At 67.1% G+C, this 12,853-nt stretch carries 11 protein-coding genes; 2 read left to right on the top strand and 9 right to left on the bottom strand.

Going from position 1 to position 12,853, the window contains the following annotated elements; translation table 11 throughout:
• The first annotated feature begins 9 nt into the window (after positions 1–9).
• A complete protein-coding gene (locus tag BI347_RS13950; protein WP_071112443.1) occupies positions 10–1,014 on the top strand; it encodes an ABC transporter ATP-binding protein in 1,005 nt (334 codons plus the stop codon).
• 91 nt (positions 1,015–1,105) lie between these two features.
• Here the strand turns inward: BI347_RS13950 and BI347_RS13945 are convergent, their stop codons facing one another.
• The 9 genes from BI347_RS13945 to BI347_RS13905 all read right to left on the bottom strand — a co-directional run bounded on the left by BI347_RS13945 (position 1,106) and on the right by BI347_RS13905 (position 11,345).
• A complete protein-coding gene (locus BI347_RS13945) occupies positions 1,106–2,959 on the bottom strand; it encodes a methyl-accepting chemotaxis protein (RefSeq protein ID WP_071116125.1) in 1,854 nt (617 codons plus the stop codon).
• Between the two features lie 77 nt (positions 2,960–3,036).
• On the bottom strand, positions 3,037–3,606 hold the full coding sequence (locus BI347_RS13940; RefSeq protein WP_071116124.1) for a nucleotidyltransferase family protein: 570 nt from the start codon (positions 3,604–3,606) through the stop codon (positions 3,037–3,039).
• Positions 3,603–4,595 (bottom strand): XdhC family protein, encoded by a 993-nt coding sequence (locus BI347_RS13935; protein ID WP_071113937.1) that lies wholly within the window; start codon positions 4,593–4,595, stop codon positions 3,603–3,605. The genes BI347_RS13940 and BI347_RS13935 overlap by 4 nt, the downstream gene beginning before the upstream one ends.
• Before the next feature lie 7 nt (positions 4,596–4,602).
• Positions 4,603–5,145 (bottom strand): hypothetical protein, encoded by a 543-nt coding sequence (locus BI347_RS13930; RefSeq protein ID WP_071113938.1) that lies wholly within the window; start codon positions 5,143–5,145, stop codon positions 4,603–4,605.
• A gap of 15 nt (positions 5,146–5,160) precedes the next feature.
• Complete coding sequence (locus BI347_RS13925; RefSeq protein WP_071116123.1) at positions 5,161–7,329, bottom strand: xanthine dehydrogenase family protein molybdopterin-binding subunit; 2,169 nt, start codon at positions 7,327–7,329, stop codon at positions 5,161–5,163.
• A 9-nt stretch (positions 7,330–7,338) separates the two neighbouring features.
• Complete coding sequence (locus tag BI347_RS13920; RefSeq protein WP_071113940.1) at positions 7,339–7,791, bottom strand: (2Fe-2S)-binding protein; 453 nt, start codon at positions 7,789–7,791, stop codon at positions 7,339–7,341.
• Between the two features lie 150 nt (positions 7,792–7,941).
• The gene (locus tag BI347_RS13915; protein ID WP_239690888.1) at positions 7,942–9,171 is read right to left on the bottom strand and encodes a DUF1615 family protein; all 1,230 of its coding nucleotides are present in this window, start codon (positions 9,169–9,171) and stop codon (positions 7,942–7,944) included.
• Positions 9,172–9,238: 67 nt separating this feature from the next.
• Positions 9,239–9,946 (bottom strand): substrate-binding periplasmic protein, encoded by a 708-nt coding sequence (locus BI347_RS13910; protein WP_158020792.1) that lies wholly within the window; start codon positions 9,944–9,946, stop codon positions 9,239–9,241.
• A gap of 79 nt (positions 9,947–10,025) precedes the next feature.
• Positions 10,026–11,345 carry a sodium-dependent transporter gene (locus BI347_RS13905; protein WP_071116122.1) on the bottom strand — a complete coding sequence of 440 codons (1,320 nt, stop codon included), beginning with the start codon at positions 11,343–11,345 and terminating at the stop codon, positions 10,026–10,028.
• Between the two features lie 546 nt (positions 11,346–11,891).
• Here BI347_RS13905 and BI347_RS13900 point away from each other — a divergent pair.
• Complete coding sequence (locus tag BI347_RS13900; protein WP_071116121.1) at positions 11,892–12,827, top strand: sensor domain-containing diguanylate cyclase; 936 nt, start codon at positions 11,892–11,894, stop codon at positions 12,825–12,827.
• Positions 12,828–12,853 lie beyond the last annotated feature (26 nt).

The following is a 12,853-nucleotide window of genomic DNA, read 5'->3' as shown; positions in this document are numbered from 1 at the left end:
GGAACCATCATGGCATATCTGCAGATCAAGCATCTGAACAAGCAATTCGGCCAGCAGGCCGTGGTACACGATTTCAACATGCGGGTGGAGGCCGGCGAGTTCGTCACCTTCCTCGGCCCGTCCGGCTGCGGCAAGACCACCGTGCTGCGCATGATCGCCGGCTTCGAAAGCCCGAGCGGCGGCAGCATTACCCTGCAGGGCGAGGACATCACCCGGCTGTCGCCGCAAAAACGCGGCATCGGCATGGTGTTCCAGAGTTACGCGCTGTTCCCCAATATGGACGTGGCGGCCAATATCGCCTTCGGTCTGAAAATGCAGAAGCGCTCGGCCGACGAGATCCGCCGCAAGGTGGCGGAAGTGATCGCGCTGGTGGAATTGAACGGCCGCGAGCGCCACTACCCGCACCAATTGTCCGGCGGCCAACGCCAGCGCGTCGCCCTGGCGCGCGCGCTGGTGGTGGAGCCGCGCATCCTGCTGCTGGACGAGCCGCTGTCGGCGCTGGACGCCCGCATCCGCAGAAACCTGCGCGAGCAGATCCGCGACATCCAGCGCCGCTTGGGCCTGACCACCATCTTCGTCACTCACGATCAGGAAGAGGCGCTGACCATGTCCGACCGCATCTTCGTGATGAACCAGGGCAAGGTGGAGCAGGAGGGGGCGGCGGAAACCATCTACACCCAGCCGGCCACCGAGTTCGTCGCCCGCTTCATGGGCAACTACAACCTGCTGTCCGCGCAGCAGAGCCATGCGCTGCTGGGTCTGGAAATCCAGGGCCACCTGGCGATACGCCCCGAATCCATCCAGCTGGTGGGGCATGAGCACGGCGGCGAAGACACGCTGCCGGCGGTGATCCGCCAACACCAGTTGCTGGGCAGCATCATCCGCTACCAGGTGGACGCCGGCGGCACCATGCTGCAGGTGGACCGGCTCAACCGCAACGCCGGCGACCTGCTGTCCAGCGGCACCCAGGTGCGGCTGCAAATCTCCCGCGACGACTTGCGCGAAGTGCGCTGAGCGCGGGCCAAACCGCCGCAGATGCCATCCCGACCGCGCTCGGCCGGTCGGGATTTTTACATCCGGGCCGCATCATGCGGCGCCGCGCAGGCTAGGCCTGCCTGCCATCCGGCCCTTGCTGGAAGTACTGCATCTGCCGGCGCAGGCTGTCGGCCCGCATCGCCACCTCCTGCGCCGCCGCCGACAATTGCTCGCTGGCGGCGGCATTGCCCTGCGACAACTGATTGACGCGCTGCATCGCCTCGTTGATGCCGCCCACCCGGTGCGCCTGGGTGGTGGCCTCCTGCGAGATGCCCCGCACCAGCTCCAGCGTGCGGCGGCTGGATTCGACGATGTCGCTCAGCTGCTGGCCGGCGCTTTCCGCCAGGTCCACGCTGCGGATCGCCACCTGGCCGATTTCCTTGGCCGCCGCCTGGCTGCGCATCGCCAGCTTGCGCACCTCGTCCGCCACCACCGCGAAGCCCTTGCCGTGCTCGCCGGCGCGCGCCGCCTCTATCGCCGCGTTCAAGGCCAGCAGATTGGTCTGGTAGGCGATGTCGTCGATAATGTCGGTGCGGCGGGCGATCTCGTGCATCGCCGCAATGGTCTGCTGCACCACCTGATTGCCTTCCGACGCCTGGCCGGTGGCGGTGTCGGCCATGCTGCCGGCGTGGTTGGCGTCGCCAGCCATGTCGACCATGCAGCGGGAGATGTCGTCCACCGCGCAGCTGGTGCCCTCCACGTCCGCCGAGGCGCGCGCCGCCCCCTGCGACAAGCCCTGCGATGCCGAGTTGAGCTCGATCGAGGCGTTGGCCACCGCGTCGGCGTCCTGCTTCACCTGCATGATCACCCCCGACAGCCGGTCCCCCATCTGGCGGATATGCGACGCCAGGCTGTCGCGGTCGCCGGCCGCCAGCGGCAGGAAGAAGTCCAGCCGCCCGGCCGACAACTCGCGCATGCCTTGTGCCACTTCGTCAGGCTCCGCGCCCAGGGTGTGGATGATATTGCGCCCGATCAGCACCGCCAGCGCAATGGGAAGCAACAACAGCAGCAGGCCCAGCAACACCAGGTAGCCATGCAGGCGCGCGCTATGCGCCTGCCCCTCCACCCGTTGCCGTACCTGCTGCAGCAAGACCTGCTGCACCTGGTACAGGGCGGTCACCCGCTGGCTGGCCGCGCCAAACCACTCGTCCGGCGTCTCGCTCTGCATCGCCCCCGCCCCGCGGGCCAGCACCGCGTCGCGCGCCGACTCGAACCGGCGGGTGCGCTCCATCGCGTTGCGCAGCAGGGAATCGTCACCGCCATATTGCCGGTATTGCGTGCGACACAACTCCTCCTGCGACACCACGCCGCTCACCTGGCGGAAGTTGGTGATGCTGAAGCTGCCCACCGTCAGCACACCGGTGATCAGGCCGCGGGTGCGGCCGGTGTATTCCTTCTGGCAATTGACCGCCGACCATTGCAGGATAAGCGCCTGCACATCCTGCGACTGGGCGTTGAACAGGGTAATGATGCCCGACAGCTGCTCTATCATGTCGGAATAACGGGCGAAGGCGGGGTCGGGGGAGATATGGCGGCTATCGATATCGCGCCGCAGCCGTTCCAGCTGGTCTGGCCGCGGCAGGCTGGTTTCCAGATAATGGCGCAGGCCGTCCGACATCTCTGTCTGCGGCTGCTTTCGCAGCCTTTGCAGCACTTCGCTGGCGCCGGCGCGCGCCTGCTCCAGTTGCGGCGGCGGCGGCTGATGCCGGTTCAGATAGCCGTAGCTGAGGCCGCGCTCGCTCTGCAGCGACTGGATCAACTCCCCTACCATCCCGATGTTCTCGGTCAGTACCTGATCGCGATTCAGCGCCTGCAGCAGCTGCCGCTGGCTCCAGGCGTAGCCTATCGCCACGAAAAACAGGGCCAGCACCAGCGGAGCGATAAGCAACACCAGCTTATGGGCAACTGTAAAGCGCACTCGCATGCTTTTCCCCCGATGCGCAAGGACACTTCACTATAGGAAAGGCGGCGCGACAACCCTAAGCAATGCGCCGGCGCGCATCAGTCCAGCCGCTGCAGGTCCGCGGCGGTGTCGATGTCCAGCAGCACGCCGGGGTCGTCCAGCTCCAGCCGCAAGGCCTGGCTCCAGTCCAGCGCGTCGCGGGCGCCGACATCTCCGGTCAGGTCGAGCAAAGCGGGAAAGCATGCGGCCGGCAGACCGCGCGGATGCCCGGCCCGCCCCTGATGGCAAGCCAGCACCGGCCGGCCGTGCCACAAGGCCGCGGCCACCTGGCTGACGGTATGCGGTTGCACCCGCGGCATGTCCGCCAAGCCCAGCACCATGCCGCGACACTGCGGCAGCGACATCGCCCAAGCGGCGGCGCAGGCCAGCGAATGGCCGATGCCGGCGCGGTTGAGCCGGCAGGCAAGCGGCCTCGCGCCCAGCCGGCGGCACAGCTCCATGCCGAAAACGTCGTCGTCCGGCAGCACTAGCGCCAGCTCGCCCAGCTGGCCGATGAACGCGTCCAGGCCGGCTTCGAGCAGGGTACGGCCATCCGGCAGCAAAGCTTGCCGCTTGTCGCCGCCGAAACGGCGTCCCTCCCCGGCAGCCAGCACCACGCCGGCTATCATGCGCGGCAGACACGCTGCGCGTCGGCAGCGGCCCCTCGGATTTGCTCGCTGCGGCAAGCGACCAGATCGGCGGCGATGGAGACGGCGATCTCCGCCGGCGTGCGCGAGCCTATCGCCAAGCCCACCGGCCCGTGCAGCCTGGCCAGCTCCGCCTCACCCAGCCCGAAATGTTCAGCCAGCCGCGCCTTGCGCTTGAGGGTGGTGGTAGCGGAGCCCAGCGCGCCCACGTAATGGCAAGGCAGGCGCAAGGCCTCCATCAGCGCCAGATCGTCCAGCTTGGGATCATGGGTGACGGCAACCACCGCGGTGCGGCCGTCGCAGCCGAAAGCCAGCACCAGGTCGTCCGGCATCTCGGCGGACAAGGACACGCCGGGGATGTCCCAGCCCTGGCCGTACTCGCGGCGCGGCTCGCACACCGTCACCGCGTAATCCAGCGTCACCGCGATCTGCGCCAGATAGCGGCCCAGCTCGGACGCGCCGATGATCAGCAGCCGGTAGCGCGGTCCATGCAATACGCTGAAGCCCTCTTCATCCTCGGCAAACGCGCCGGGCGGACCATCCTCCGCCAGGATGCCGACGCCGTCGCGGTAGCGGACATGGCGCCACAGGCAGTGCTGCGAGCGCACCGCCTCCAGCAGCAGCCGCAACTGACGCGCGTCCGGCGCCGCCTCCACCGCCACCCGCAAGCTGTTGCCGCAGGGCAGCCGGTAGCGCTGGCGCTCCTCGACGCTGACGCCGAAGCTGCGCAGACGCACCGCCGGCCCCTGCTCGAAGAAACCGCCAGCGGCGATCTCTCGGCGCAGATCGTCCTCGACGCAGCCGCCGGACACCGAGCCGAAAACCGCGCCGTCGTCGCGGATCAGCGCCATCGCCCCCGGCGGCCTGGGGCTGCCGCCGAAAGTGGACAGCACCGTCAGCAGCGCGGCCCGCCGGCCCGATCCAACCCAGGCCAGCGCCTGGCTCAACACTTCCTCGTCATTGCCATGCATGGCGGCCTCAGCGCGGGCAGTAGGCGCCGTTGTCGGCCCAGCGCCGCACCACCTCGTGGAAATCCTGCTGCGACAAGGGCGGCAGCGTGCGGCCGGCGCCCGGATGCCAGGCCCACTGCACCAGCGGATCGGCGGTCATATGCGCGACCAGCGCCGGAGTGTCGCGGTTGCCGTTGCGCGTCTTGTCCACCAGCCGCCGGCACATCTGCCCCGCGCTCAAACCCTCCCAGCCCATGCTCAGCGGCGCCAGATGCCAATTGGGCGCCCCCGGCACCAGGCCGTCGGCCGAATTGGCCGCCTGGTGACAGGCCATGCACATCAAGGACGGCGTGCCCATATTGTCCGGCCCGCGCTTGATCAGCTGCGCGTGCGGATGGCGGTCGTCGCCCTGGCGCGGAAAGTCGGTGATGGTGTGGCAATTCATGCAGCGCGGCGATTGCAGCACCTTGGCCACTTCGCCAAAAGCCTGGCGCGACACCGACGGATCGCCCGCCGCCATCGCGCTGGACATACAAGCCGCGAGCAGCATCCCTACAGTCTGCAGTTTCATCTGGACTCTCCCGGGCTAGACGATCTGGTAGCCATGCTGGATCAGCGGCAGCGCGCGTTGCCGGCCGCCACCGGCGGCGTGGATGGCGTTGGCCAGCGCCGGCGCCACCAGCGGCACCGCCGGCTCGCCGGTGCCGCCTGGGGCCTCTTCGCTGGCGACGATGGACACATCCACCCTGGGCGCCTGGAACATCCTGACGATCTGGTAACCGTCGAAATTCTTCTGTTCGATCTCGCCGTCCTTGAAGCTGATCGCACCGAACAGCGCCGCCGTCAGGCCGAACATGATGGCGCCCTCCATCTGGGCGGCCACCTGGTCCGGATTGACCACCACGCCGCAGTCCACCGCGCACCAGACATGCTCGACCTTCAATTCCTTGCCCTTGATCGACACCTGCACCACCTGGGCGACGTGGGAGCCGAAGGAGCTGTGCACCGCCGCGCCCAGCCCGTGCCCCTTGGGCAGCTTGCGGCCCCAGCCAGCGATCCTGGCCGCCTCGCGCAGCACGGCCTGCTCGCGCGGCGCCTTGTCCATCAGGGCCAGCCGGTAGGCGACCGGGTCCTGGCCAGCCAGCCGTGCCAGCTCGTCGATGAAGCTTTCCTTGCTGAAGGCGCTGTGCGAATGGCCCACCGAGCGCCACCACAGCACCGGCAGCGGAATTTGCGGCGTGTGCAGGTCCAGCTGCACCGCCGGCAGCGCATACGGCATGTCGTCGCTGCCCTCGACCGAAACCGCGTCGATGCCGTTCTTGACCATCATCGCCGCAAACGGGGTGCCTGAAATAATGGACTGGCCGACGCCGGTCTGCAGCCAGGCCACCGGTTTGCCATGGGCGTCCAGGCCGCCACGCACCCGGTCCAGCCACATCGGCCGGTAATATGCTCCGGCCAGGTCGTCGTCGCGCGTCCACATCAGCTTGATCGGCACGCCCTGGCCGTGCAGCTTGGCCACCTGCATCGCCTCGCGTAACCAGTCCGACCCCACCGGCACCGCGCGCCGGCCGAAGCCGCCGCCCAAAAAGGTGGTGTGCAGCGAAACCTGCTCCGGCTTCAGCCCGGCCATGCCGGCGGCCATGCCGGCGTCTATGGTCTGCGACTGGGTGCCGCTCCAAATCTCGCAACTTCCCGGTTTCAGCCAAACCACGCAGTTGAGCGGCTCCATCGGCGAGTGCGACAGGTAAGGCTGCTCGTACCAGGCCTCCAGCTTCCTGGCCGCCCCGGCGAGCGCAGCCGCGGCGTCGCCCTCGCTGCGGTAGGCCTGGCCGGGCTTGGCGGCGCGCGCGCGGTAGTCGGCGCGCAGCCTGGCCGAATCCAGCGCGGCGTTGGCGCCGCGGTCCCACTCCACCTGCAACAGATCGCGCGCCTTCTTCGCTGGCCAGAAACCGTCTGCCAGCACTGCCACGCCGTTGTCGATGGCGAACACCGCCTTCACGCCCGGCACCGCCCGCACCGCGTCGGCGTTGAAGCTCCTGGGCTTGCCGCCGTAGCTTGGGCAATGCCGGATCAGCGCGGTCAGCATGCCGGGCAGGCGCACATCCATGGCGAACTGCGCGCTGCCGTCCAGCTTGGCCGGCCCGTCCAGCCGATGCACGCGGGTGCCCAGCAGCTTCCAGCGGTGGCGCGGCTTCAATTCCACCGAGTCCGGCACCGGCAGCTTGGCGGCGGCCTCGGTCAGCTCGCCATAGCCCAGGCTGGCGCCATTGGCCTGGTTGAACACCCGGCTGTTTTCGGCGCGGCACTGCGAGGCCGGCACACCCCAGCGCCGCGCGGCGGCGGATATCAGCATGTCGCGCGCCGCCGCGCCTATCTTGCGGTACTGGTCGTAGCTGGACAGCGTGCTGGTGCTGCCGCCGGTGATCTGGATGTGAAACGCGGTGTGGGCATAGACGGCGCCCACCGGCGCCGACACTACCTTCACCCGGCTCCAGTCGCACTCCAGTTCCTCGGCGATCAGCATCGCCAGCGAGGTGTAGATGCCCTGCCCCATCTCCGACTTGTTGCTGACGATGGTGACCGTGCCGTCGGTTTCGATGCGGATGAAGGCGTTGGGGGCGGGAATGGTCGGCTTCGCGTCGGCGGCCATCGCCATGCGGCCGCTGTCCTGCAGGATGAAGCCCAGGCACAGGGCGCCGCCCACGGTGCCGCCCATTTTCAGGAAGCTGCGGCGGGAAATGGCTGTATTCATCGCGATCTCCTACAGCAGCTTGGCGGCCGCATGAATGGCGGCGCGGATGCGCGGATAGGTGCCGCAGCGGCAGATGTTGCCGCTGAGCGCCAGGTCTATGTCCTTGTCGCTGGGATGCGGGTTGGCGCTGAGCAAGGCAGTGGCGGCCAGCACCTGCCCGCTCTGGCAGAAGCCGCACTGCACCACGTCCAGCCGCTGCCAGGCCTGCTTCACCGCCTGCGCCACCTTGTCGGCGTTGCCTTCTATGGTGGTGATGCTGTCGTCGGCCGCCAGCGTGGAAATCGGCGTCACGCAGGAGCGTATCGCCAGCCCGTTCTTGAGCACCGTACAGGCGCCGCACAGGGCGGCGCCGCAGCCGAACTTGGTGCCCGTCAGCCCCAGTTCGTCGCGCAACGCCCACAGGAGCGGCGTGTCAGGAGAGGAGTTCAGCTCCACCTCCTTGCCGTTGATGGAAACCTTCATGCCTTGCCTCCCGTTTCGAGAAACAGCAAACGACGGCCATGCCTATGGCCGCCGTCCGGATGCAGACCGGCGCCGCGCGGAATTTCGCCGCGGCGCCGCTGCAATCACTATAGGCGCTGCCGGGAGAGACTCAAGCCGGGGAGACCTGGCTCAATTGCCGCGCTGCAAGCAGCGCTGGTAGCGGCCGTCGACGCGGCGGGCGAACCATTCGGTGGTGAGCTGGTGGGTGAACTTGGGGCTGACCAGGATGATCTGCGGAATGATTTCGCGCGGCGCCCTGGGGCCTGCCAGCGCGAACACCCGCTGGTACAGCGGCGTCTGGGCGAAGCCCGACAGCTTTTCCTGCTGCAGGTCGCGCTGCATCTCGGCGTCGCCTATGCCCAGCCGGCCGGAGATCGACTGCAGCGCGCGCTGGGTGTCGCTGACGGCGCCGGACAGCACCCGGTTCATCTTGTCGCTATACAACATGATGTCGCCGTCCAGCGCCAGCTTGCGGCCGGACAGCCGCGCCACCGCCTGCTGGAAGGCGGCGTTGCGGCTGGCGTAGCGGCCGGCGTTGTAGTCGGCGAAGCGGTACACCATGTCGTGGTAAGGCGCCGGATACTGCAGCAGGATGGCGGTGCCGAAATAGACGCTGCCGCGGCGGGTGAACACCTCGTCGCGCAGGCTGGAATAGTTGTACGGATACGGCCAGGCGCGGATGTGGGTTTCGGCGAAGGCCACGCTGACCTGCATTGGCCCGCCGTCGCGGATCGGGTTCTTGTGTTCGAAGATGGTCTGGCCGAACGGCAGCTCGCGCACCATGTCCTCGTACAGCGCGTTCATCTCGCGCTTGGTGCGCAACGCGTTCACCCTCTGCTTGAAGGTGCGGCCGTCGGGCGAGGTCTTGCTCATCGCCGCGTCCACCACGAAGGACGGAATCAGGTATTTCTGCCGGCGCTCTTCGATCTCGCCCCAGACTATCTTGGACAGATTGGGCACCACCGGGTCCGGGCTGAAGCCGGACTCCTGCTCCGCCACCGCCAGCACCGCGCAGAAGAACTGCGGCGTGTACGGGATCTTCAAGTGGCTGAACGCGCCCATGATGTCGCGGCTCCAGCCCTTGCGGTCGGGTATGCCCTGCGGCAGCAGCCGCTCCAGCAAGTCCCGGCCCTGGCTGTCGGCGATCGCGGCCGGCGGCTGCGCCGGCCTGGAGATGGGCAGCGACGGAACCGGCGCCGGGGCTGGCGGCGTTTGCGGCAAGGCCTCCACCGCGGGCGCGGAGGCCGGCGTCTCCATCGCGGGGGCGACGATGGGAGCGGGAGCGGAAGCCGGGTTGGGCGGCGTGGCGCAGGCGGCCAGCAGCAGGCTGCCTGAGAGCAGGGTCAGACGAACTTTCAAGGCGTGTCTCGCAAAACGGGCAAAACGGGAGTTTAGCCCAGTCTGGCCATCCGCTGGCATGCCGCGCTCAATTCAGATCAAACTGTTTGAAGCTACCGTCGGCATGCATGGCGTTGATCGCCTGGTTGAGGCGGGCCATCGCCTCGTCGCTGACCTGGCGGTTGCAGGCGAACGCGACATCCACCCGGTCCACCACCAGCGCCACCCGGGGCTGGGGAATGCCCAGCCGGCGCGACATCGAGGTCAGGCCGACATCCAGCATCGCCCACAGGTCCAGCCGTCCCAACTGCAGCTTCTCCAGGCCGGAGAGATAGTCCACGCTTTCATCCATCACCAGGCCTTGCTGTTTCAGCCGCGCCGCCACCGCGGTGCCGCGCATCGCTCCCACCCTCAGCTTCCTGGCCTGCTCCAGGCTATGCAGTTGACGCGGGTCGTCGCTGCGGGCCAGCAACACCAGCCGCATCGGCACGATGGGAACCGTCCACTTGAACATCTCCCGCCGTTCCGGCAGCGGACTGATCGGCAGGCAGGCATCGGCCTGCTGTTGCGCCAGCAACATGGCGCGCGCCTGCGGATAGGCGATGAACTCGAACTCCATGCCGGCGCGGCGCGCGATCGCCCGCATCAGGTCTATCCCGCCGCCATGAAAGGTCTTGCCGTCGGCCTCCAGTTCTATCACTTCCGGAACGGGCCCCAACAGGATGCGCAGGGTCTCCGCCCGCGCCGGCATCCACAGCAGCCAGCCCGACAAGGCGCACCATCGCCACCAACCCATAGACGCTCCCTGCTGGACCCCTGTTAGAACCATAGCAAAACGGGAGGCCCGCGCCTCCCGTTAGTCACCCGCCTCCCGGCTAGATGCTCACCACCATGATCCAGCCTATCAGCGCCGGCGCCAGCGCCATGCAGAAGCCGCGCATGCACCGCATCAGCCGCGGGGAACGGCCGGACGACAGCTCCCCCCTCACCACCGGCCAGGCCTTCCAGCCGACAAACAGCGCCAGCAGCAGCTCGCCCAAGGGCATCAGCAGCTTGGAGGTGAGGAAATCCAGCAGGTCGAAGAAATTCATTCCCATCACCAGAAAATCCCCCCAGACGCCCAGCGACAACGACGCCGGTATGCCCAAGAGGAAGATACCGGCCGCCATGCTGCAAGCGGCGGTGCGGCGTGACAAGCCCAGCTCGTCGATGGCGAAGCTGGTCACCACCTCCAGCAGCGAAACGGAAGACGTCAACGCCGCCAGCAACAGCAGGCAGAAGAACATCACCGCAAACAGCTGGCCAAACGGCAGGTGGGCGAACACCGCCGGCATGGTGATGAAGGTGAGGCCAGGCCCGGCGGATGGATCAAAGCCGAAAGCGAACACCGCCGGCAAGACCATCAGCCCGGCCAGGAAGCAGGTGGCCACCGTCAGCGCGATCACCCACAGCGCAGAACCCAGCAGATTGGATTCACGGTCAACGTAGGAACCGTAAGTGATCATGATGCCCAGACCCAGCGACAGCGAGAAGAAGGCCAGTCCCAGCGCATCCACCAGCATCGCGCCGCTGACCTTGGAAAGGTCCGGCGTGACGAAGTAAAGCACGCCGTCCCAGGCGCCCGGCAACGTCAGCCCGCGCGCGATCAGCAGCAGCATCAGCACGAACAAGGCCGGCATCAGGAATTTGGACAGCCCCTCGATGCCCTTCTGCACGCCGCCCACCACCACCGCCAGCGTCAGCAGCGCGAAGCCGGCGTGATAGGCCAGCGGCTGCAGCGGATGGCTGATGAAGCTGCCGAAAATGCCGCCCAGCGCCTTGGCGTCGGCGGTCATGATGCTGCCATCCAGCGCCTTGCCGATGTAGGCGATGGTCCAGCCGCCCACCACACTGTAGAACGACAGAATCAAAAAGCACACCAGCACGCCCATATAGCCGATCACCGGCCAGAAGCCGCCGGCCAGCCGGCGGAAGGCGCCGACCGCCCCGGCGTTCGACGCCCGTCCCAGGGCCATCTCCGACAGCATCAGCACCAGCCCCAGCGTCAGGCAGATGCCCAGGTAGATAAACAAAAAAGCGCCGCCGCCATTGGTGGCGGCCACGTAGGGAAACTTCCAGATGGCACCCAGCCCGATGGCCGAGCCGGCTGCCGCAAGAATGAAACCGAGGCGCGAGCCCCATTGAGATCTAGCCATGTCCTGTCACTTCTTTGTCGTATTGATTTTGAAAACGCATGCCGCGCCCCTTGGCGCGCGCGGAAACACGTTCCGCCATCGCAAAGAAGGGGCTGTGGCATGGTGGCCGCGCGCCTGCAGCGGCGGCCGGATATCCGCCCAAGCCGGCTTATGGCTTGCAACGGATGTCTGATGTCCGCGCGGCCGGGCCGGCTCAGCCGGAAAAGCGCGGGCTTTCCAGGCGGGCGGCGGCGCGGAGCGCGGAACCGGGAGAGGAAACCGTCTGTTCAACGGCGGCTACTGGGGCCTCGGGGGTGGTGAAGCCGGCCAGTCCTCATGAAGTACCCACGGATACGTTTCAAAATGTAACACGATTGCGGGCAGTATCTAACAAAAAAGCCCGCCCCGCGCCAGATTACCCAGAGCGCATGCAAAACCCCGTCCCTTGCAGCGCCACTTTCACAGTGAAATTTGTCTCAACTAGAATAAAATTAAGTAAAAGCACGTAATGCCCGGTCGGATGCCTGGCAAAGCGGGCCATTCTCGCTTGCCACTGGAGTTGAATTCATGGTCACTTTTCAGGCGCTCCAACCGTTGATCGACACCGTCCAGGGTTGCCTGGTCCTGGCGCGCCCGGGCGATGGCCGCATCTCCTTCGCCAACCAGCTGGCCTACATTCTGCTTGCCTGCCCGCACGACGAGCTGCTGGACCGCTCCATCTTCGACTTCCTGCAGGACCCCGCCATTGCCGCCGGCATCGCCGCCGAGCTGGCCGACGACAACATGATCTACAACCGCAGCATGCAGTTGAGGACCGCCACCGGCCGACACTTCGAGGCGCAGCTGTCGGTGCGCAAGGTCAGCCTCAACGACCATCCGATGCTGGTGTTCAGCTTTTCCGACCGCACCGAGGCCAAGGTGATGAGCCAGTTGCTGGACTTCGAGCGCCAGCTGGTGGAGCGCTCGCTCAACATCGTCAAGACGCTGAAAGAGGAAGGCGGCCAGAGCGAGGACGAGGACAAGCTGACCGGAGTGGTGGGCATGCACCGGCTGATGACCATCGCCCATGCCGAAACCAGCCGGGCCCGCCGCTACGGCGGCCCCTTGTCCGGGCTGGTGCTGGAGTTGGTCAACGTGCCGGAAATGGTGCCGGAGCAGGACGACGGCTCGGCCTATAGCCATCTGATCCGCCTGGCCAGCAGCCTGTGCCTGCAAAGCAGCCGCGACAGCGACCTGGTGGCGCGCCGCAGCGCCAACGCCTTCATCATTCTGCTGCCCAGCACGCCGATGAGCGGCGCCAATGAAATGGGCCGGCGGCTGATCAAGTCGTTGCGCCAACTGACCTTCCTCTACCAGGGAGTGGAGCACCAGGCCGCCGCCTGCGTTGGCGTCAGCGCGTTGCGCCCGATGGAAACCAGCCCCGCCCCGATGCTGGAGCGGCTGGAGCAGGCACAGTTGAAAGCGCGCGAAGGCGGCGCCAACTACATCATCAAGTTGCCCTGACACCCCACAGGCGAAAAAAACCGCCT

Source organism: Chromobacterium sphagni (assembly GCF_001855575.1).
Classification (GTDB): Bacteria; Pseudomonadota; Gammaproteobacteria; order Burkholderiales; family Chromobacteriaceae; genus Chromobacterium; species Chromobacterium sphagni.
Note: the sequence above shows the minus strand (reverse complement) of the source record. Positions and strands in the feature narration are given on the sequence as shown.

Bases quoted from the DNA above. Each gene is read 5' to 3' on its own strand.
- BI347_RS13950 (WP_071112443.1), top strand. From the start codon at position 10: ATGGCATATCTGCAGATCAAGCATCTGAACAAGCAATTCGGCCAGCAG.
- BI347_RS13945 (WP_071116125.1), bottom strand. From the start codon at position 2,959: ATGCGAGTGCGCTTTACAGTTGCCCATAAGCTGGTGTTGCTTATCGCT.
- BI347_RS13940 (WP_071116124.1), bottom strand. From the start codon at position 3,606: ATGATAGCCGGCGTGGTGCTGGCTGCCGGGGAGGGACGCCGTTTCGGC.
- BI347_RS13935 (WP_071113937.1), bottom strand. From the start codon at position 4,595: ATGCATGGCAATGACGAGGAAGTGTTGAGCCAGGCGCTGGCCTGGGTT.
- BI347_RS13930 (WP_071113938.1), bottom strand. From the start codon at position 5,145: ATGAAACTGCAGACTGTAGGGATGCTGCTCGCGGCTTGTATGTCCAGC.
- BI347_RS13925 (WP_071116123.1), bottom strand. From the start codon at position 7,329: ATGAATACAGCCATTTCCCGCCGCAGCTTCCTGAAAATGGGCGGCACC.
- BI347_RS13920 (WP_071113940.1), bottom strand. From the start codon at position 7,791: ATGAAGGTTTCCATCAACGGCAAGGAGGTGGAGCTGAACTCCTCTCCT.
- BI347_RS13910 (WP_158020792.1), bottom strand. From the start codon at position 9,946: ATGGGTTGGTGGCGATGGTGCGCCTTGTCGGGCTGGCTGCTGTGGATG.
- BI347_RS13905 (WP_071116122.1), bottom strand. From the start codon at position 11,345: ATGGCTAGATCTCAATGGGGCTCGCGCCTCGGTTTCATTCTTGCGGCA.
- BI347_RS13900 (WP_071116121.1), top strand. From the start codon at position 11,892: ATGGTCACTTTTCAGGCGCTCCAACCGTTGATCGACACCGTCCAGGGT.